Annotated in this window: 14 protein-coding genes; 7 read left to right on the forward strand and 7 right to left on the reverse strand. The window is 62.5% G+C overall.

Annotated features, from left to right (window positions below):
• The first annotated feature begins 508 nt into the window (after positions 1-508).
• From gltB to FHX11_RS20125, 4 genes are read left to right on the forward strand one after another with little or no spacing between them, the layout of a single operon-like run.
• Positions 509-5,248 carry a glutamate synthase large subunit gene (gltB, locus tag FHX11_RS20110; protein ID WP_184359857.1) on the forward strand — a complete coding sequence of 1,580 codons (4,740 nt, stop codon included), beginning with the start codon at positions 509-511 and terminating at the stop codon, positions 5,246-5,248.
• 56 nt (positions 5,249-5,304) lie between these two features.
• Entirely contained in the window at positions 5,305-5,568 is a 264-nt protein-coding gene (locus FHX11_RS20115; RefSeq protein ID WP_246781094.1) for an AbrB/MazE/SpoVT family DNA-binding domain-containing protein, read from the forward strand.
• Positions 5,568-5,966, forward strand: a complete 399-nt coding sequence (locus FHX11_RS20120) for a type II toxin-antitoxin system VapC family toxin (RefSeq protein ID WP_184359859.1) — start codon at positions 5,568-5,570, stop codon at positions 5,964-5,966. Before FHX11_RS20115 ends, FHX11_RS20120 begins: the two co-directional genes overlap by 1 nt.
• Before the next feature lie 27 nt (positions 5,967-5,993).
• Complete coding sequence (locus FHX11_RS20125) at positions 5,994-7,448, forward strand: glutamate synthase subunit beta (RefSeq protein ID WP_184359861.1); 1,455 nt, start codon at positions 5,994-5,996, stop codon at positions 7,446-7,448.
• 166 nt (positions 7,449-7,614) lie between these two features.
• Here FHX11_RS20125 and FHX11_RS20130 read toward each other — a convergent pair whose 3' ends face one another.
• Together FHX11_RS20130 and FHX11_RS20135 are read right to left on the reverse strand one after the other, a co-directional pair.
• Positions 7,615-8,748: a DUF459 domain-containing protein gene (locus FHX11_RS20130; RefSeq protein ID WP_246781102.1), complete on the reverse strand. Its 1,134-nt coding sequence runs from the start codon at positions 8,746-8,748 to the stop codon at positions 7,615-7,617.
• A 155-nt stretch (positions 8,749-8,903) separates the two neighbouring features.
• Positions 8,904-10,127, reverse strand: a complete 1,224-nt coding sequence (locus tag FHX11_RS20135) for a lytic murein transglycosylase (protein ID WP_184359865.1) — start codon at positions 10,125-10,127, stop codon at positions 8,904-8,906.
• 203 nt (positions 10,128-10,330) lie between these two features.
• On the opposite strand from FHX11_RS20135, the gene galU reads away from it, so the two are divergent.
• Positions 10,331-11,218, forward strand: a complete 888-nt coding sequence (gene galU, locus FHX11_RS20140) for a UTP--glucose-1-phosphate uridylyltransferase GalU (protein WP_184359867.1) — start codon at positions 10,331-10,333, stop codon at positions 11,216-11,218.
• A gap of 39 nt (positions 11,219-11,257) precedes the next feature.
• Here the strand turns inward: galU and FHX11_RS20145 are convergent, their stop codons facing one another.
• Positions 11,258-12,772, reverse strand: coding sequence for an outer membrane beta-barrel protein (locus tag FHX11_RS20145; protein ID WP_184359869.1), 1,515 nt, complete (start codon positions 12,770-12,772; stop codon positions 11,258-11,260).
• Between the two features lie 188 nt (positions 12,773-12,960).
• Here FHX11_RS20145 and FHX11_RS20150 point away from each other — a divergent pair, with 188 nt between their 5' ends.
• On the forward strand, positions 12,961-13,956 hold the full coding sequence (locus FHX11_RS20150) for a KpsF/GutQ family sugar-phosphate isomerase (protein WP_184359871.1): 996 nt from the start codon (positions 12,961-12,963) through the stop codon (positions 13,954-13,956).
• A 214-nt stretch (positions 13,957-14,170) separates the two neighbouring features.
• On the opposite strand, the gene FHX11_RS20155 is transcribed toward FHX11_RS20150, so the two are convergent.
• Together FHX11_RS20155 and FHX11_RS20160 are read right to left on the reverse strand one after the other, a co-directional pair.
• Positions 14,171-14,629, reverse strand: coding sequence for an NfeD family protein (locus FHX11_RS20155; RefSeq protein ID WP_184359873.1), 459 nt, complete (start codon positions 14,627-14,629; stop codon positions 14,171-14,173).
• 3 nt (positions 14,630-14,632) lie between these two features.
• Positions 14,633-15,640, reverse strand: coding sequence for an SPFH domain-containing protein (locus FHX11_RS20160; RefSeq protein ID WP_184360657.1), 1,008 nt, complete (start codon positions 15,638-15,640; stop codon positions 14,633-14,635).
• A gap of 286 nt (positions 15,641-15,926) precedes the next feature.
• Here FHX11_RS20160 and FHX11_RS20165 point away from each other — a divergent pair, with 286 nt between their 5' ends.
• Positions 15,927-16,835, forward strand: coding sequence for a S1C family serine protease (locus FHX11_RS20165; protein WP_184359875.1), 909 nt, complete (start codon positions 15,927-15,929; stop codon positions 16,833-16,835).
• A 48-nt stretch (positions 16,836-16,883) separates the two neighbouring features.
• Here FHX11_RS20165 and hemH read toward each other — a convergent pair whose 3' ends face one another.
• A complete protein-coding gene (gene hemH / locus FHX11_RS20170) occupies positions 16,884-17,909 on the reverse strand; it encodes a ferrochelatase (RefSeq protein WP_184359877.1) in 1,026 nt (341 codons plus the stop codon).
• Positions 17,910-18,006: 97 nt separating this feature from the next.
• Positions 18,007-20,031 (reverse strand): 5'-nucleotidase C-terminal domain-containing protein, encoded by a 2,025-nt coding sequence (locus FHX11_RS20175; RefSeq protein WP_184359879.1) that lies wholly within the window; start codon positions 20,029-20,031, stop codon positions 18,007-18,009.
• Between the last annotated feature and the right edge of the window lie 139 nt (positions 20,032-20,170).

The following is a 20,170-nucleotide window of genomic DNA, read 5'->3' on the forward strand; positions in this document are numbered from 1 at the left end:
ATTAGTCCAATATGGCCGCCTATCAAGTGCGCTATCTCGAAGGATTCATCACTGAAATTGATGGACGCAATCAACAATTAAAATAATGCGCCACCGCGAAATTTTCTTGCTTCAATTATGCAACATAGGCAATCTTGCTTCGTGCACTGACGAAATTTTGCCGTTTTGCTCTTGCGGAGCCGGGCGCTTTCTGTCATAGAGCTGGTGAATTAGGACAGGGTTGCTGTCCTATTTTGGCCGCCGAGGCCGAAGATGCGCTTGGGGTCCTGACGATGTCGGGATTTCGAGCTATAGTCACCGGGAGCGCACCCAATCGACGCCGTCGAGGCGGCAGGGTGCCGCGGCGGTGGAATAGCAAGGCGCGGAACGCTGACGACGGGCTCCACCGAGGGCCAGGTCTGCGACCGGATCTTCACAATGCAACAGCGCTGTCGCGCGTCGGACCGGGTAACGGAGCGGCGCGGGATAAAGGATCGCCCGCGCCGCGGGCCTTACCGGAGGGAAGACGATGACGAACAGGACGACGTCCATGACTTTTGACCAGACTGCTGCAGCCAATGCTGCCGCTGCGGCCAAAACGTCGAAACGCGCCGATCGTTTGACATCGATCGGCATCCCGCCGAAGCAGGGTCTCTACGATCCGCGCAACGAACATGACGCCTGCGGCGTCGGCTTCGTCGCGCATATGAAGGGTCAGAAGTCGCACCAGATCGTGCGCGATGGCCTGTTCATTCTCGAGAACCTGACCCATCGCGGCGCCGTCGGTGCCGATCCGCTGATGGGCGATGGCGCCGGCATTCTCGTGCAGATTCCGGACCGCTTCTTCCGTGAGGAAATGGCGCTGCAGGGCGTTATCCTGCCGAAGGCAGGCGAATACGGCGTCGGCCATTTCTTCCTGCCGCGCGACGAGGCGCTGATCGAGCATTTCAAGACCGCCATCACGCAGGTCGTTGCCGAGGAAGGCCAGGTTCTGCTGGGCTTCCGCGACGTGCCGGTCGACAATTCCTCGCTCTCCAAGGCGCCGGATATCGCCGCCACCGAGCCGCATCATGTGCAGGTCTTCATCGGTGCCGGCCGGGATGCCGGAACCAACGAGGAGTTCGAGCGTCGTCTGTTCACCCTGCGCAAGGTGATCTCCAACCGCATCTATGCGGAATATGAGGGCGAGGAAAGCAGCTTCTATCCTGTGTCGCTGTCGAGCTCGACCATCGTCTATAAGGGCATGTTCCTCGCCTATCAGGTGGGTGCCTATTACAAGGACCTGGCCGATCCGCGCTTCGAATCCGCGGTCGCCCTCGTGCACCAGCGGTTCTCGACCAACACCTTCCCGTCCTGGAAGCTGGCACATCCCTACCGCATGGTCGCCCATAACGGTGAAATCAACACGCTGCGCGGCAACGTCAACTGGATGGCGGCGCGTCAGGCTTCGGTGTCCTCGCCGCTGTTCGGCGACGACATCTCCAAGCTCTGGCCGATCTCCTACGAGGGACAGTCGGATACCGCCTGTTTCGACAACGCGCTCGAATTCCTCGTGCGCGGTGGATATTCCATGGCGCATGCCATGATGATGCTCATTCCCGAGGCATGGGCCGGCAACCAGCTGATGGCTGCCGAGCGCAAGGCATTTTACGAGTATCATGCCGCCCTGATGGAGCCGTGGGACGGCCCGGCCGCGGTCGCCTTCACCGATGGCAAGCAGATCGGCGCGACGCTCGACCGCAACGGCCTGCGTCCGGCCCGCTATCTCGTCACCAATGACGATCGCATCATCATGGCTTCCGAAGCCGGCGTTCTGCCGGTCGACGAAGAGAAGATCATCCAGAAGTGGCGCCTGCAGCCGGGCAAGATGCTGCTGATCGACATGGAAAAGGGCCGCATCATCTCCGACGACGAGGTGAAGTCCGAGCTTGCCACCAAGCATCCCTATCAGAGCTGGCTGAAGCGCACGCAGCTGATCCTGGAAGACCTGAAGCCGGTGGAGCCGCGCGCGCTGCGCCGCGACGTGTCGCTGCTCGATCGCCAGCAGGCCTTCGGCTATACGCTCGAAGACACCAAGCTCCTGATGTCGCCGATGGCGACGACGGGGCAGGAAGCCATCGGTTCCATGGGCACGGATACGCCGATCTCGGCCATGTCCGACAAGCCGAAGCTGCTCTACACCTACTTCAAGCAGAACTTCGCGCAGGTGACCAACCCGCCGATCGATCCGATCCGCGAGGAGCTGGTGATGAGCCTCGTCTCCTTCATCGGCCCGCGCCCGAACCTGCTCGACCATACCGGCATGGCCAATGCCAAGCGTCTGGAAGTGCGCCAGCCGATCCTGACCAACGGCGATCTGGAAAAGATCCGCTCGATTGGTCATACGGAGGACCGCTTCGACACCAAGACGCTCGACTTCACCTATGATGTCGAGCGTGGCGCCGAAGGCATGCCCGAGATGCTCGACCGTCTCTGCGAGCGGGCCGAAGCGGCCGTTCGCGGCGGCTACAACATCATCGTGCTTTCCGATCGCCAGATCGGGCCGGATCGCATTGCAATCCCGGCGCTGCTGGCGACCGCGGCCGTGCACCATCATCTGATCCGCAAGGGGCTGCGCACCTCGGTCGGTATCGTCGTCGAAACCGGCGAGCCGCGGGAAGTGCATCATTTCTGCCTGCTCGCCGGCTATGGCGCCGAGGCGATCAACCCCTACCTCGCCTTCGACACGCTGCTCGACATGCATCAGCGCGGCGAATTCCCGAAGGAAGTGGATGCCAGCGAAGTCGTCTACCGCTACATCAAGGCGGTCGGCAAAGGCATCCTCAAGGTCATGTCGAAGATGGGTATCTCGACCTACCAGTCCTATTGCGGCGCGCAGATCTTCGATGCCGTCGGCCTGCAGCAGGGCTTGGTCGACAAGTATTTCTTCGGCACGGCGACGATGATCGAAGGCATCGGCCTCGAGACCATCGCGGAAGAAACCGTCGCCCGTCACAAGTCCGCCTTCGGCCGTGACCCGCTGTTGGCAAGCACGCTCGACATCGGTGGCGAATATGCCTACCGCATGCGCGGCGAGAGCCATGCGTGGACGCCGGATGCCGTGGCCGCGCTTCAGCATGCCGTGCGCGGCAATGCCGAAGACCGCTATCGCGAGTTCGCGGACATGGTCAACGATTCGGCGCTCCGGATGAACACCATCCGTGGCCTGTTCAAGATCAAGGGTGCCGAAGCACTGGGCCGCAAGCCGATCTCGGTCGACGAGGTCGAGCCCGCCGTCGATATCGTCAAGCGTTTCTCGACGGGCGCCATGTCCTTCGGCTCGATCAGCCGCGAGGCGCATACGACGCTCGCCATCGCCATGAACCGGATGGGCGGCAAGTCCAACACCGGCGAAGGCGGCGAGGAATCGGATCGTTATCTGCCGCTCTTCGACGGTTCGCCGAACCCGGAACGCTCCGCCATCAAGCAGATCGCCTCCGGCCGCTTCGGCGTGACCACCGAGTATCTCGTCAATGCCGACGTGCTGCAGATCAAGGTTGCGCAGGGTGCCAAGCCCGGCGAAGGCGGCCAGCTGCCCGGCCACAAGGTCGATGCAACCGTCGCCAAGACCCGGCATTCGACGCCGGGCGTCGGGCTGATCTCGCCGCCGCCGCACCATGACATCTACTCGATCGAAGATCTGGCGCAGCTCATCTTCGACCTGAAGAACGTCAATCCGACCTCGGATGTCTCGGTCAAGCTCGTCTCGGAAGTCGGTGTCGGCACGGTCGCCGCCGGCGTCGCCAAGGCGCGCGCCGACCATATCACCGTTGCCGGCTACGATGGCGGCACCGGCGCTTCGCCGCTCACCTCGCTGAAGCATGCCGGCAGCCCTTGGGAAATCGGCCTGGCCGAGACCCAGCAGACGCTGGTGCTGAACGGACTGCGCTCGCGCGTCGCCCTGCAGGTGGATGGCGGTCTGAAGACCGGGCGTGACGTCATCATCGGCGCGCTGCTCGGCGCCGACGAGTTCGGCTTCGCCACCGCGCCGCTGATCGCGGCCGGCTGCATCATGATGCGCAAGTGCCATCTCAACACCTGTCCGGTTGGCGTCGCCACCCAGGATCCGGTCCTGCGCAAGCGCTTCAAGGGCACGCCGGAGCATGTCATCAACTACTTCTTCTTCGTGGCCCAGGAAGTGCGCGAAATCCTCGCCTCGCTCGGCGTCTCGAAGCTGGATGACATCATCGGCGCTTCCGAGCTTCTGGAAGCGGATGAGATGCTCGCCCACTGGAAGGCCAAGGGGCTCGACTTCAGCCGTATCTTCCACAAGGTCGATGCGCCGAAGGAAGAGACCTACTGGACGACTGTGCAGAAGCATCCGATCGACGACATTCTCGACCGTAAGATGATCGAGAAGGCGGAGCCGGCGCTTGCCAGCAAGACGCCGGTCGCCTTCGAGGTCGATATCAAGAACGTCGACCGCTCCGCCGGCGCCATGCTGTCGGGCGCGGTTGCCAAGCGCTACGGTCATCGCGGCTTGAAGGACGATACGATCAGCGTGACCCTGAAGGGCACCGCCGGTCAGTCCTTCGGCGCCTTCCTGGCGCGCGGCATCACCTTCAACCTGATCGGTGACGGCAACGACTATGTCGGCAAGGGGCTTTCGGGCGGCCGTATCATCGTCCGTCCGCCGGAGAATTCGAAGATCGTGGCTGAAAACTCGATCATCGTCGGCAACACCGTGCTCTATGGCGCGACCGAAGGCGAATGCTACTTCCGTGGTGTCGCCGGCGAGCGCTTCGCCGTGCGCAACTCTGGCGCCGTCGCGGTCGTCGAGGGCGTGGGCGACCATGGCTGCGAATACATGACCGGCGGTGTGGTCGTCGTGCTCGGCGAAACCGGCCGCAACTTCGCGGCTGGCATGTCGGGCGGCGTCGCCTACGTGCTGGACGAGAAGGGCGATTTCGCCCGCCGCTGCAACATGGCGATGGTCGAGCTGGAGCCGGTTCCGGAAGAGGACGAATTGCTGGAGAAGCTGCATCACCATGGCGGTGATCTCATGCACAAGGGACGCGTCGACGTTTCCGACGACATGACACGCCATGATGAGGAACGCCTCTATCAGCTCATTTCGAACCATTTCCACTACACCGGTTCGACGCGGGCCAAGGAAATCCTCGATCATTGGGCCGACTACCGCCCGAAATTCCGCAAGATCATGCCGGTCGAGTACCGTCGTGCGCTGGAAGAGATGGAGCGTAGCCGGATGAGCGTGGCGGCGGAATAGTTGGGATATGAGCAATTCTGTGATATGACGTGTCATATCACAGAATGGAGGCGCCTATGAACGAACACTCACAGGTCACCAAGATTGCTCAAGTTTTCAACAATGGCCGGAGCCGAGCGATCAGGATTCCGAAGGAATTCGAATTCGATGCGGATCAAGTTGAGATTCGTATGGATGAAGACGGCGATCTGATTGTTCATCCGGTGAAGCGCAGAACTTTGCTGGAAGTTTTGGCAGGGTTGGAACCGCTGCCGCCAGAAGATCGCATGCCAGAGCTCAACGACGACGATCTGCCGCCGTTGAGAGATGTGAATTTCTAATGTTTTACCTGCTCGACACAAATACGCTCTCGCGTCTTTCTAGTGATCCGCATGGTGACGTTAGCCGAAAGATTGCTGAACTCGGCGTTGATGATGTGGTGACGAGTGTCATTGTTGCCGGTGAAGTCGAGTTTGGTTTGGAGTCGAGAGGGTCTGAAAGGCTACGCCTGAATATGGAGGCGATCTTGCGGGCTATCAGGGTGATGCCTTTGGAGAATTCAGCCTATCGCCACTACGGGTGGCTGCGGGCGGATTTGAGAAGGAAAGGTACTCCAATTGGTCCGAATGATCTTTGGATCGCTGCCCATGCTTTGGCGCTGGATGCGGTGCTGGTGACGGACAATGAAGGTGAATTCTCCCGCGTGCCGGGATTGAAGATAGAAAACTGGCTGCGTTAGCAGCATTTGATGAATAGGGACGAAAGCATGGGCAAGGTAACAGGCTTCTTGGAAATCGACCGGCAGGTGGCGAAGTATCAGCCGGCGTCGGATCGTATCCGGCATTTCCGCGAATTCACGATACCCATGTCGGACCCGGAAGTGCAGAAACAGGCCGCGCGCTGCATGGACTGTGGCATTCCCTATTGCCATGGCCCGACCGGCTGCCCGGTGCACAACCAGATCCCAGACTGGAACGACCTCGTCTACAACAACAATTGGGAAGAGGCGATCCGCAACCTGCATTCGACCAACAACTTCCCGGAATTTACCGGCCGCGTCTGCCCCGCGCCCTGCGAGGAAGCCTGCACGCTGAACCTCGAGGATGCGCCGGTCGCGATCAAGACCGTGGAGCAGGCGATCGCCGACAAGGCCTATGAACTCGGCTTCATCCGCCCGCAGCCGGCAACCGTCCACACCGGCAAGAAGGTCGCCGTCATCGGCTCCGGCCCGGCCGGCATGGCAGCGGCCCAGCAGCTCGGCCGCGCCGGACATGACGTCCATGTCTATGAGCGCGAGACGAAGGCCGGCGGCCTGCTGCGCTATGGCATCCCGGACTTCAAGATGGAGAAGAACTTCATCGACCGCCGCGTCGAGCAGATGAAGGGCGAGGGCGTGACCTTCCATTGCGGCGTCAATGTCGGCGTCGACGTCAAGGTCGAGCAGCTTCTGGCCGATTATGACGCCGTTCTCTATTGCGGCGGCTCGGAAACTCCGCGCGAGGCCGGCATTCCCGGCACCGGACTGGCGGGCGTCCACGACGCCATGCCCTATCTGGTGCAGCAGAACCGCCGCGTCGGCCGCGAAAACATCGACAGCGTCGGCTGGCCGTCCGATCCGATTCTGGCCGGCGGCAAGCATATCGTCGTCGTCGGTGGCGGCGATACCGCGTCCGACTGCGTCGGCACGGCGTTCCGCCAGGGCGCCGTCAAGGTGACCCAGCTCGACATCCGCCCGCAACCGCCGGAGAAGGAAGACAAGCTCGCCGTCTGGCCGTTCTGGGCGACGAAGATGCGCACCTCCTCCTCGCAGGCCGAGGGTGCCGTGCGCGAATTCCAGGTCGCGACGCTGGAATTCATTGGCGAAGACGGCGTGCTGACCGGCGTGAAGTGCTGCGAAGTCGACGATCGCCGCAAGCCGATCGCCGGGACGGAATTCATCATCCGCGCCGATCTCGCCTTCATCGCCATCGGTTTCCGCGGCCCCTTCACCGACAGTGTTCTCAAGGAGCTGGACGGCAAGCTGACGCTCAACACCGACAAGCGCGGCTCGACCAACGTCGTCGCCAACGACAAGGACTACAAGAGCTCGGTCGACAAGTTCTGGACCGCCGGCGACGTCCGCCGTGGCCAGTCGCTGGTGGTTTGGGCGATCCGCGAGGGCCGTCAGGCCGCGCGCGCCATTGACGAAGCCCTGATGGGTTCGACGGTGTTGCCGCGGTAAGACCGTCTGGCATCTTCAGGCAATGATCTGAAGGCCGGGTTCGAACGAACCCGGCTTTCGCTTTTATCGGTTCGCGGCAATGTTCCGAGTTGTCAAACAGCATTCGCCAAACGCACGCAGCGCTCGGTTGTCGTGCTCTCGATCCGGAGTTTCTCACGGGTGAGCTTCAGCGCGCCGTCCCCGGCAGCCGATAATCATCCACGCGTCCCGTCGGTGCCGGGGCCATCTGGCCCTTTTCGACCAGGAGATCGCGCGGCGAGGGCGTGGAGGGTGTCGGGGCGGGAGCGCCGCCGAGGAGCTGGGCGCCGCCGTCGAGATTGGGATCGGAGAGGCTCATCGGCAGCGTCCGAGTGATCTTTTCCATCTCCGTTGCCGGCAGGTTGGCCTGTTCGGCCGGCAGGGCATTGGCGCCGTCCAGGCGGGTGATATCGGGGCTTGCCTGGTCGCCAAGCAGGCGGCGCGCCGGCTTTTCGACATAGAAGGCCACCTTGCGCTTGCCCGCGGCCGTCAGGTTAACGCCGTCGGCGGTGCGTAGCCGCACCTGCTGGCCGTTGATGTCGGAGCCGGTGACGATGAACTCGCCGTTCTGATCGGTGAAGCCGTCCCAGATGTCGATGAACTCGCCGCCGACGCTGGTAACCTGGCTCTGATAGAGCTGATTGAGCTTCAGCGCGCTTGCCGTCAACTGGTCCGAGCCGAAGGATGGCAGGCCGACCCAGAGCAGGGGGATATGGCGGCTCGTCACCAGCTTGACGAATTGCTGCACGCGCTCCTCATAGGCGAGGAACCAGGGATCGGTGCCGTATTTTTCATTGAGGCCGTCGCCAATGATCTGCTGGCGGTCGTTGGCGCCGATCATGACGACCACCATGGCCGGCTTCATCTGATCCAGCATGGTCGGCAGCTGCTGCGGCCAGTTGTAATAGTCCTGGCGCACGAGGCCGGAGGCGACGGTGCCGCGGGTCTGAACGACGACGCCCGGAGACGTGGAGAAGGCATTTTCCAGCCCGTCGCCTAGGCCGCTTGCCAGGAAATCCCCGACGACGAGGATCGTCTTGGCGTCGGGCATTTTTTCCGCCGGCGGTGGTGTTTCGGGCTGTACCTCCACCTGGCGCGGTGGCGGAGGGGGACGTTTGCGCGGTGGCGTCGCGCGACGCGGCGCCGGCTGTCCGGCGGGTTCGTCGTAAACATCCGGTTCGGAATTGCCGAACAGCATGTCGAGCAGCGTCTTGCGCGGCCGCTGCTGCGCCTCCGCCGTGGTCGACAAGGCGGCAACGACCAGGCAACCGGCGAGAAGCATCGCAAGAACGGCTCTCGCAGCGGCCGTGATCGGGGCGGCCATGATCAGGGCGGTCGGTCGGTTTTTCATCGGGCTCTTTCCGCGCACTGCCCTATGGTCGCATGATGACGGCGTCCGCGTCCAGCACATCCGGGGTTCATGGCCGAAGCGGCTGCTTATTTGCGCAGCGCCTTCAACAGGCTCATCGAGGGTTCGCCATCGGCATCCATGCCCATGCGCTGCTGAACGGCGGCGATGGCGGCCTTGGAGCCGGAGCCGAAATTGCCATCGACGACGCCGTCGTAATAGCCGAGCTCCTTCAGGCGGGTTTGCAGCTCGAACTTCTGCTTGACATCCAGCGTGCCGCTCGGGCGTGGCCAGGATTGCTGCATGCCGCCATAACCGGCGAGCTGGTCGGCGAGCAGGCCGACGGCGATCGCGTAGCTGTCGGAGGCGTTGTAGCGCTTGATGGTGAAGAAATTGCCGGTCATCAGGAAGCCCGGTCCGTTCGGTCCGCCCGGCATCTTCAGCTGCGCGCGCTCGGCGCCGGTGCGGAAGCCCTTGCCGTTCGGGCGGGCAAAGCCGAGGGCGGCCCATTGGGCGAGCGTGTGGGTCTTGCCTGCCTGCGCGCCGCCGCCCGGCGGCACGGTGACCTCGTAGCCCCAGGTCTGGCCGGTGTTCCAGCCGTTCTTGGCCAGCAGATTGGCGGTCGTGGCCAGCGCATCGGGAACGGAATTCCAGATATCGGCATGGCCGCTGCCGTCGGCGTCGACGGCGTAGAGAAGATAGCTGGTCGGGATGAACTGTGTGTGGCCCATGGCGCCGGCCCACGAACCGGTCAGTTCCTTGCGCGATATGTCGCCGTTCTGCAGGATCTTCAGCGCGGCGATCAGCTGCTTCTTGGCGTAGCCGGCGCGCCGGGGATCGGCATAGGCAAGCGTCGCCAATGCGCGGGGAACATAATGCAGCTTCTCATCCTTGGCGAGAACCGCGCCGTAATTCGATTCCATCGACCAGATGGCCAGCATGATATTGCGGTCCACGCCGAAATGCTGCTCGAGCGAGCGCAATGTGGAGGCGTATTTGACCGCCATCTTCCGGCCAACATCGACGGTATAGGGATTGACACGGGAGTCCAAGTAATCCCAGATCTGGGATTTGAACTCCGGTTGATATTGCGCTTTTTCGAGGACCGTGGGGTCTGGGTCCGTCACGCCGGCAAATGCGTTGCGATAGGTCGACTGCGTAATGCCGCTCTTGGCCGCGGTGGCGTAGAAGCCCGCGATCCATTTTTGGAACCCAGCGTCCGCATTGGCGTTAACGGGAGCCAGTCCCGCAAAGGCGCCGAGCGCAAGCGCCAGAGCGAGACCACGAAGGGAGAGTTTGCGGTTTGAGGTCATTACAGCCGTGTCCATAGATACTTGGATTTCGGAGCGGCGATGCGCGCGGCATCCGCCTGAACATGACACTACAAGAACGAAGTCAACAAATTCTTTACCATGGAAGCCGGGGTCAGTCATCATTTGCAAAACAGTAGCAAACCTATACTACTGAGCTTCCGAACAGCTTGGCGCAAAGCGATTTAATTCCCCAGGAGGTATGAGTGGGACAGCATAAAAAGGTGCGTAAGGCAGTATTTCCGGTCGCCGGACTTGGGACTCGTTTCCTGCCGGCAACCAAGGCGGTGCCGAAGGAGATGCTGACCGTCGTCGACAAGCCGGTGATCCAATACGTCGTCGACGAGGCGATGGAAGCGGGCATCGAGCATTTCGTCTTCGTGACCGGGCGCAGCAAGCACGTCATCGAGGACTATTTCGACATCCAGTTCGAACTCGAGCAGACGCTGCGCCAGCGCAACAAGAACGCCGAGCTGACGCTGCTGAGCGGCCTCTTGCCGAAGGCCGGCACGGCGAGCTTCACGCGCCAGCAGGAGCCGCTCGGCCTCGGCCACGCCGTCTGGTGCGCCCGCGAGATCGTCGGCGACGAGCCCTTCGCGCTGCTTCTGCCCGACATGGTGATGCGCGCTGAAAAGGGCTGCATGAAGGGCATGATCGAGCTCTATGAAACCAGCGGCGGCAACGTTATTGCCGTCGAGGAATGCGCTCCGGATCAGACCCACAAATACGGCATTGTCGGCGTCGGCGAGACGATCGGCAGCGGTTTCCGCATCACCGAGATGGTGGAAAAGCCGGCCAAGGGCACGGCGCCGTCGAACTTCTTCATCAACGGCCGCTATATCCTGCAGCCGGAGATCTTCGAGATTCTCGAGAGCCAGGAGCGCGGCGCCGGCAATGAGATCCAGTTGACCGACGGCATGCTGAAGCTGGCGCAGAAGCAGGATTTCGCCGGTTATCACTTCAAGGGCCAGACGTTCGACTGTGGCGCCAAGGATGGTTTCATCCTCGCCAACGTCGCCTTCGCGCTTGCCCGCGCCGATATCCGCCCGACCATCGAGAATGAATTCAAGGCGCTGGTCGAGGCGCTGAAGTAACGGTCAAACTCCCTCATCCTGCTCATGCGGGGTGAGGGATCACCTCTTTGCCGTCAATCCCACGCCCGCCTGGATCTGGCGGGTGTCGTCGCCGGTTTTGCGCGACGTCAGCTGGTAGCCGATATTGCTGGTCAGATCGAGGTAGCGGTTGATGCCCCAGGTGAAGCCGAGGGCGGCGTCATATTCGGTTTCGTCGGCATATGCGCTGCTGGAGGGATAGTCGCGCCAGATCGTGCCACCCGTCAGTTTGGCGGTGAGATTGTCGCGCAGCTCGTGGCTCAGCGTGCTGGTGAGCTGGTAGGCGGTATAGCCGCTTTCGCCCGCCGTCGTCGAAGGTTGGACGGTGGTCGCAAGGCCGATGCTGACATCGGTGCCGCGCTGCGGTGACCAGGCGAAATTGCCGTCGATGGTCGGCGAATCGATGGCGGCCAGACGGGAATCGTCGAATTCCGTGTGCTGGTAGCCGAAGCCGAGCTCGCCTCGCATTTTCTCCCCAAGATCGATTTCAAGACCGGCCTTGCCGCCGACGCTGTGATTGGAGCGGGCATAGCCGTTGCTGTCGCGCGACTCGTCGTAGAAGGTGCGGCCGAGATCGGCCTCCAGGAAGGGGATCAGAGCCGGCGACAGCTCGTAGCCGATACGGCCGCGCCAGGTGGCGGCCGTCTGGTTGCGGTCGCTGAGCGTCACCTTGGTTCCGTCGGAGAGCACGGCATCGGAATAGACGGAGCGGGTCATGGCGACAGCGGTTGTGCCGCGCAGCAGGCCGAAATCGCGCTCCAGCGAGGCACCAGTGCTGAACTGATTGACCGCCGATTGCTTCGAAGCACCGGCAATGGCGTTGGGGTCGGTGGTGTCCTCGCGGTAGAACTGATAGCCGGCCGTCAGGTGCGCGATGGTGTCGGCCGGCAGATCGAGGCGCAGGTCGGCATTAAGATTGACGGTCGGCTTTTCCTCGCCGGTGCCGCTCAGGTTCTTCTGCCAGACGCCTTCGCCGGTAACCGTCAGCGCGTGCCGGTCCCAGTCCGATGTCAGCGTGCTGCGCAGATCGGTCTGCAGGAAGCTGCGGTCGTCATTGGTGGAGCCGGTGCGGTTGCGCTCGACATTGACGGACTGGTTGATCGACGGGCGCAGGGTGAACGTGCCGACAGATATGCCCTGCGCATCGCCGCGATCCGGATATTGCCGGGCTTTCAGATCGTCGACGCCGGTTTCGCGTAGGTTGACGCGGCGCAGGTCGTCGTCGAGCGTCGAGCCCGTCGTCGTCGGATCGATGCCGTCCAGCCGCAGCCGGGCGTTTGGCGCCGTGTCCGTATCCGTCGCATTCTGGCTTGCGGCCTTGCTCTTTTTGGATTTCGAAGGCGTGGCGGTGGCGCCGGAAAGATCCGTCGTATCGGCGTCGGTGGAGATCGTCTGACCGGATGCTGTGCTCGTTTCGAGCGATTGCGCATGGACGCTGGCAGGCATGGCGAAGGCACCCCAGCCCAGCAGAGCGGATGCAGCGCATGCCGTCAGCCGGAGGGGGCGCACGCCCGCCTTGTTTTTGCCGATGTCCATTGGAGCCTATATCTGATCTTACTGGAAATGCCTTAAATTCTTACTCAATTGTAAAACCTCATGGTTAACGTTTCCTTGCCAGGACTATCGGCGGATAGGGCTTGATCCGCGCCTTGCGGTCATTCCTGTCCTGCCTCGTGAAGCGATCTCCGGTGGACAGAAATAAAGAAAAGCGCTAGGCCTCCCTCATGAATAAGAGAGCAGTGAAATTCATCGAGAACGGCGCGATCGAATCCGCAATGCGGACGATCGAGATCGAAAGACAGGGGCTTGAGGCGCTGGAACGGGCGCTGAGCGATGGTCTGGCGGAGCCCTTCAGCCGCGCGGTGGACATCATCGGCGACATCGCCGGCCGCGTCATCATCACCGGTGTCGGCAAGAGCGGTCATATCGGCAACAAGCTCGCCGCCTCGCTCGCCTCCACGGGAACGCCGGCCTTCTTCGTGCATCCGGTCGAGGCCAATCACGGCGATCTCGGCATGATCACGCAGGATGACGTGATCATCGCCATCTCCTGGGGCGGCGAAAGCGCCGAGCTGCGCGGTATCATCAGCTATTCCCGCCGCTTCACGATCCCGATGATCGCCATCACCGCCGGCGAGACCTCGACGCTGGCGCGCGAATCCGACGTCGTTCTGTTGCTGCCCAAGGAACAGGAAGCCTGCCCGCACGGCCTGGCCCCGACGACCTCGACGCTGCTGCAGCTTGCGATCGGCGATGCGCTTGTGGTGGCGCTGCTGGAAGGGCGGGGTTTTACCGCCGAGGATTTCCGCACCTTCCATCCGGGCGGCAAGCTCGGTGCCAGCCTTTCGCATGTCGTCGATATCATGCACAAGGGCGATCGTGTCCCGCTGGTCAAGCTCGGCACCGGCATGCCGGAAGCGGCGATGACCCTGTCGCAAATGCGTTTCGGCTGCGTCGGCGTGATCGATGACGAGGGCTGCCTTTGCGGCATCATCACCGATGGCGATATCGCCCGCAACCTCGGCGTCAGCCTTGCGGAGATGCGGGTCGACGAAGTGATGACGCGCAACCCGAAGACGGTGAAGGAAACGACGCTGGCGACCGGCGCGATGGCTTTGCTGAACCGCTACAATATCTCGGCACTGATGGTGGTCGACGAAACCAAGCGGCCCGTCGGCATCGTGCATTTCCACGATCTGCTGCGGATCGGCGTCGCCTAGAGCAATTCCAGGAAAAGTGGGTAGCGGTTTTCCGTTCGCAATTGCGTAACAGCAAAGGGATGGAGCGTTTTCGCGATTCGAAGAAAAGCGGAAATGCTCTAAAGCCGGATGGTTTTGGGTCTGTTCGACCTAAAATCTGAATCCGCTCCAGAATCAAATAAATAGAGCATGACGTCGCCCGAAATCCCCTCACACTTTTCGGCGTCATACTCTGTCAGGCCGCATCCACTGTCAGCTCGCGCCCATTGCTGGCGACGATCCTGACGCGGGTGCCGGCCGGTAGATCCGGTCCCACCACGGTCCAATAGGTATCGTTGAGGCGAATGCGGCCGCGCCCTTCGGCGATCGGCTCGGCAAGCGTTGCCGTGCGGCCGACCAGGCTTGCGCTCCGCTGGTTGAGGAACGGTTCGTCGGTCGCCTGGTCGTTGCCGTAGAGATAGCGGCGGCCGAGCAGGGTGACGATGACGGCGGAGGCCGCGAAGATCAGCAATTGCACCTGCCAGATCCAGAAGCCGCTGTCCCAGAGGAGCAGCGACAGTGAGCCGACGATGATGGCGGCAAGGCCGATCCAGATCAGGAAAAAGCCAGGCACCACGAGTTCGGCGGCGAGCAGGAGAAGCCCCAGCACCCACCAGCTCCATGGCCCGAGTTGAACAATGAGGCTGTCGAGCATGGCTCACTCCTCTCGCGGCGTCAGCGGATTGACCGCTGGCGTCGAGCGCGTCTGGCCGGAGCGTGGACGTGATGCTTGCGGCGTGTCGCTATTGTCGCCGAAGACCTCGCGAGCAATGGCGCCGATGCCGCCGAGCGAGCCGAGGATGGAGCTGGCCTCCATCGGCATCAGCACGATCTTGGAATTGCCGGCGGCGCCGATCGCCGTGAGCGCTTCGGTGTATTTCTGCGCGATGAAATAGTTGATGGCCTGCACATTGCCCTCGGCGATCGCCTCGGAGACCACGCGGGTCGCCTTCGCTTCGGCCTCCGCCAGTCGCTCGCGCGCCTCGGCGTTGCGGAAGGCGGCCTCGCGCTGGCCCTCGGCCTGCAGCACGGCGGCCTGCTTGGCACCTTCCGCCCGCAGGATCTGCGCATTGCGCAGGCCTTCGGCTTCCAGCACCTGGGCGCGCTTTTCTCGCTCCGCCTTCATCTGCCGCGCCATGGCATCGACCAGGTCCTTCGGTGGCTGGATGTCCTTGATCTCGACGCGGGTCACCTTGATGCCCCAGGGCTCGACGGCATCGTCGACGACGCGCAGCAGCCGTTCGTTGATGGCGTCGCGGTTGGAGAGCAGCTCGTCGAGGTCCATGGAGCCCATCACCGAGCGGATATTGGTCTTGGTGAGATTGAGGATCGCGCTTTCGAGATTGGTGATCTGATAGGCGGCCTGGGCTGCGTTCAGCACCTGGAAGAAGGCGACGGCATCGGCGGCGACGCTGGCATTGTCCTTGGTGATGACCTCCTGGGTCGGCACCGCCAGCACCTGTTCCATAACGTTCATGCGCGCGCCGATCGTCTCGACGAAGGGCACGATCAGATTGAGCCCCGGCTCCAGCGTGCGGATGTAGCGTCCGAAGCGCTGGACGGTGTAGCGATATCCCTGCGGCACCGTCTTGATCCCGGCAAACAGCACCAGGATGACCAAAACAACAAGGGCAATCACGACGATGCCGAAGCCACCAACCACCATGAAATCCTCCATCGACGCCGCCGCATGATGCGGGCGGGCGTCCTTCCCAAACATCGTTGCGACCCTGACGCTCCCGGTCGAGTGCGTCGCGCAGCAGCTCAATCAGATGTGGTGGGTTATCATGTTCTCGGCAAGGGCGGAATGGGCTCGCGCCGGCAGGGATAATCAATCTGTGAGGGTCTTGTCTCGGGCCATCCATGTTCATAGGTTAGTAGGAGACAAACTATCCCGCTCGGTTGCCCGGCAGCCTTCGAGCCCACGTATCTCGTATCATCAGGGTGACATCATGAATATCGATAGGACCTTGCGGTCGGTCGTGGCCGTCCGTTCCACAATTCCGGAAGATGCCTTTACGGCCGCTACGCTCGGCACGCGCCGGGAAGGTAGCGGCGTCGTCATCCGGGAGAACGGGCTGGTGCTGACGATCGGCTATCTGATCACGGAAGCCGAAGAGGTGTGGCTGACGACCCATGAGGGGCGCATCGTTCCCGGTCATGCGCTGGCCTACGATCAGGAGACCGGCTTCGGCTTGGTTCAGGCCCTCGGGCCGCTCGACATGCCGGCGTTGAAGTTCGCCGATGCCACCAGAGCAAGCGTCGGTGATCCGGTGGTGATGGCCGATGGCGTCGGTCAGTTCGTCGAAGCGAACATCGTCGCCAAGCAGGAATTCGCCGGTTATTGGGAATATCTGCTCGACGAAGCGATCTTCACCGCGCCCGCCCATCCCTCGTGGGGTGGCGCCGCGCTCGTCGATACCGACGGCAAGCTCCTCGGCATCGGTTCGCTGCACCTGCAGATGGCGGCCCGAAATGGTGAGGCCGCCGACATCAACATGGTCGTGCCCATCGATATCCTGCTGCCGATCCTCGATGACCTGCTGAACCGCGGCAAGGTCAACAAGCCGCCGAGGCCATGGCTCGGCGCCTATTCGGCCGAAAGCGACGGCGAGGTCGTGGTCATGAGCGTTGCCGAGGGCGGCCCCGCCGCCCAGGCCGGCCTGCGCCGCGGCGATGTCATCTCCGAAATCCGCGACGGCGAGGTGGAGGGGCTTGCCGATTTTTACCGCAAGGTGTGGGAAAGCGGCTCGGCCGGTGCGGAAATCCCGATGCGGGTTCTGCGCGATGGTCGCGAGGCCTGGCTGCGCATCAAATCGGCGGATCGAAACAGCTTCCTCAGGAAGCCGCATCTGCAGTGATGCCGTGCCGGCGGGGAGATCTTTGCCGCCGGCATGCATCCGGGATCGTCAGACCCAGCCCAGAAGCTCCCGCCGCACCACCTTTTCCAACACCCGCATGCCGTCCTCGCCGTCGTTCAGGCAGGGGATATGCGTGAATTTCTCGCCGCCATTGTGCAGGAAGGATTCGGCCGCCTGTTCGGCGATTTCCTCGAGGGTTTCCAGGCAGTCCGAGACGAAGCCGGGATTGAGGACCGCGATGCGCCTGGTGCCATTCTGGGCAAGGTTTTCCACCGTCTTGTCCGTATAGGGCTGCAGCCATTCCTCCGGGCCGAAGCGGGACTGGAACGTGACGACAAGCTGCTCGTCCGTAAGCCCCAGCTTTTCGCGCAAAAGCCGACCGGTCTCGATGCATTGGCCGTAATAGGGGTCGCCCTTTTGCGAATAGGCGAGCGGGATGCCGTGGAAGGAGGCGAGGATCTTTTCGGGCTGCCAGTCGAGCGTGGCCAGATGCCGGGTGATGGAGCTGGCGAGTGCGTCGATATAGGCGGGATCGGCGTGATAATCGGGCACGGTGCGCAGGGCCGGCTGCCAGCGCATCCTGACCAGCTTTTCGAAAGCCTTGTCGTTGACCGTGGCGGTGGTCGCAGCGGCATATTGCGGATAGAGCGGGAACAGCAGGATGCGGTCGCAGCCCTGGTCCTTCAGCGCCTGGATGCGGTCGCCGATCGCCGGCGTTCCGTAGCGCATCGCCCAGTCGACGATGACGCCAGGCAGATCCGCCAGCCGTCCGGCCATCAGCTCCGACTGGTTGCGGGTATAGGTGCGCAGGAAGCTTTCGTTCCTCTCCTTGTTCCAGATCGTCTCGTAGGCCTTGCCGACCTTTTGGGGGCGGGTGTTGAGAACGATGCCGAAGAGGATCGGATACCATTTCCATGGCGACCATTCGATGACGCGCTTGTCGGTCAGGAATTCGCGCAGATAGCGCCGCATCGAGGTGTAGTCGGTACCGTCAGGCGTGCCGAGGTTGACGAGGAGAACGCCGATCCTGCCGGATTTCTGTTGCGGTTGGCCGGTCGCGGCTTCTGCTGTCATCAACGATGTCCTCTCAACGAAACGAAGTCCCTCACATAGGAACAAAAGCCGGCCCGGAAAAGCCCGGACCGGCTAAGACTTGCGAGACAAATCGTCCTTACTTGGCCGGAATCTTCAATTCCTCACCGACCAGGAGCCGGTGCGGCTTGAGATTGCGATTGGCGGCCAGCAATTTGTGCCATTCGTTGCCATTGCCATAATAGGCCTTGGCGATGTCCCAGAGCGTGTCGCCGGCAACGATGACATGGGTGGCCGGCGTCTTCGGCGGCTCGCTGGCTGCAGTTGTGGCTGCGGGTGCCGGGGTGGCAGGTGCCGCGGGCGTCGTGGCTGGAGCGGTTGCCGCCGGTGCCGTTGCCGTTGGGGCCGCAGAGGCAGGGGCAGCGGGGGCGGGCGCGGCCGGTGTCGCAGGCGCCGTGGTCGAGGAAGCCGCAGCGGGGTCGGCGGGCTTCTGCTCCGGTGCTGCTGCCGGCTTCGTCTCGGCGGGCTTTGCCGGCTCGGGCTGTACCGCGGCCGTCGCCCCGACCTGGATTATGCGGCCGTCCGTATAGGGCTTGTAGGGATTGTGCGCGGCGAGATAGTCGGCGACGACGCCGGCGAGATCGGGGCCGAAATCATAGGCGTTCTTGCCGTTCTGGGCGAAGACGGAATAGCCGTCGCCACCGGCGCGCATGTAGTTGTTGCTGACGACGCCGTAGGTCTTTTCGGGGTCGAGCGGCACGAATTCCGTGCCTTCCTGCACATCGACGGAGACCAGGCGGCTGCCGGGCGGCTTGGATTTATCGAAGCTGTATTTCAGGCCGGCGACCTGCGGGAAGCGGCCGGCGCCCTCGTCGATCTGGCTGAGGCCGTTCTCCAATGCCGCCTTTACCTCGGCGCCCGTCAGCTGGAAGGTGGCGACGGTGTTTTGGAACGGCAGCACGGTCAGCACGCCGCCCATGGTGACGTCGCCGGCGCCGATCGAGGCGCGCAGCCCGCCGCCGTTCTGGATGGCGATGCTGATGCCCTGTCCCTTCGTCCGGTCGAGGATGGCGTCGGCGACGAGGTTACCCATGGAGCATTCCTGGATGCGGCAAATCTCGCGCGCGCCTTCGATCACCCCCTCGGAGCTGCCGATGACCTTATGGCGCAATTCCTCGATGGGTTTCGCCATCTCCTGGATGCGGGCCGATATCGCCGGATCGGGCTTGACCGAGGCGTCGAGCAGGATCGGGTCGCCCTTGGCGTCCTTGACGACGCCGTTGTCGTCGAAGGTGATGACGACATCGCCGAGATATTTGCTGTAGGAGGCGGCCTGGACGACCGGAACCTTATAGCCGGCCGGATTGTCGACCATGGTCGGATAGGGGCCGGCTGCCTTCGGGTCGGTGTTCGACAGCAGCGTGTGCGAATGGCCTCCGACGACCACGTCGACGCCGGCGATCTTGGCGATCTTGTCGATGTCGCGCGGATAGCCGACATGGGTGAGCGCGATGATCTTGTTGACGCCCTGCGACTTCAGCGCATCCACCTCGGCGCTGATGGCGGCGGCATCGTCGGTGATCTTGACATGCGGGCCTGGAGAGGAAAGCTCCGCCGTCTCGGTGGTGACGGCGCCGACAATGCCGATTTTCTGGCCGCCCACCTCGAGCACGATCGATTTTTTGATGCGGTCGCCGAGCTTCGACTGGCCGTCGGTGACGAGATTGGCGGTGACGATGGGGAATGTCGCCTTGTCGAGGAAGGCCGCGAGCGGCTCCTCGCCGTCATCGAATTCATGGTTGCCGACGGTCATGGCGTCGATCTTCATGTCGTTGAGGAACTCAACCTCGGCGGCGCCCTTGTAGGTCGTGTAGAATAGCGAGCCCTGGAAATTGTCGCCGGCATCGAGCACCAGCACATTCTGGCCGGCAAGGGCGGCGCGGCGCTGGTCGATCATGGTTTTCAGCCGGGCTGCGCCGCCGAAGCATTCATTCTTGGCTTCTTCCGCAGCCGAGCAGGTGGTGTCGAATTTGTTGATCGATTCGTCGCGCGAATGAAAATCGTTAAAGTGCAGAATGTTGAGCTGGTAGTCCGCGAAAGCGGCGCTCGTGCTGAGCGCCAAGGCAGCCGCAGCCAAAAGACCCACTCCGAAGGGCTTCGTCATTTTTCTCTCCTGTGCTTTCTCAAATGCGATCCGCCCGTTCCCCGTGGCGGTTCCCCGTCACGATGTTTCCATCACGACGACGTGAGCGCAAGCGAAAGCTGTTGCGTTCATTAGGATTTTGAGAAAATCACGGCAGCAG

It is taken from the genome of Rhizobium sp. BK602 (genome assembly GCF_014195095.1).
Lineage (GTDB): Bacteria > Pseudomonadota > Alphaproteobacteria > Rhizobiales > Rhizobiaceae > Rhizobium.

Coding starts and splice junctions, on each gene's coding strand:
- gltB (WP_184359857.1), top strand. CDS start 509: ATGACGAACAGGACGACGTCCATGACTTTTGACCAGACTGCTGCAGCC.
- FHX11_RS20115 (WP_246781094.1), top strand. CDS start 5,305: ATGAACGAACACTCACAGGTCACCAAGATTGCTCAAGTTTTCAACAAT.
- FHX11_RS20120 (WP_184359859.1), top strand. CDS start 5,568: ATGTTTTACCTGCTCGACACAAATACGCTCTCGCGTCTTTCTAGTGAT.
- FHX11_RS20125 (WP_184359861.1), top strand. CDS start 5,994: ATGGGCAAGGTAACAGGCTTCTTGGAAATCGACCGGCAGGTGGCGAAG.
- FHX11_RS20130 (WP_246781102.1), bottom strand. CDS start 8,748: ATGCTTCTCGCCGGTTGCCTGGTCGTTGCCGCCTTGTCGACCACGGCG.
- FHX11_RS20135 (WP_184359865.1), bottom strand. CDS start 10,127: ATGACCTCAAACCGCAAACTCTCCCTTCGTGGTCTCGCTCTGGCGCTT.
- FHX11_RS20145 (WP_184359869.1), bottom strand. CDS start 12,772: ATGGACATCGGCAAAAACAAGGCGGGCGTGCGCCCCCTCCGGCTGACG.
- FHX11_RS20150 (WP_184359871.1), top strand. CDS start 12,961: ATGAATAAGAGAGCAGTGAAATTCATCGAGAACGGCGCGATCGAATCC.
- FHX11_RS20155 (WP_184359873.1), bottom strand. CDS start 14,629: ATGCTCGACAGCCTCATTGTTCAACTCGGGCCATGGAGCTGGTGGGTG.
- FHX11_RS20160 (WP_184360657.1), bottom strand. CDS start 15,640: ATGGTGGTTGGTGGCTTCGGCATCGTCGTGATTGCCCTTGTTGTTTTG.
- FHX11_RS20165 (WP_184359875.1), top strand. CDS start 15,927: ATGAATATCGATAGGACCTTGCGGTCGGTCGTGGCCGTCCGTTCCACA.
- hemH (WP_184359877.1), bottom strand. CDS start 17,909: ATGACAGCAGAAGCCGCGACCGGCCAACCGCAACAGAAATCCGGCAGG.
- FHX11_RS20175 (WP_184359879.1), bottom strand. CDS start 20,031: ATGACGAAGCCCTTCGGAGTGGGTCTTTTGGCTGCGGCTGCCTTGGCG.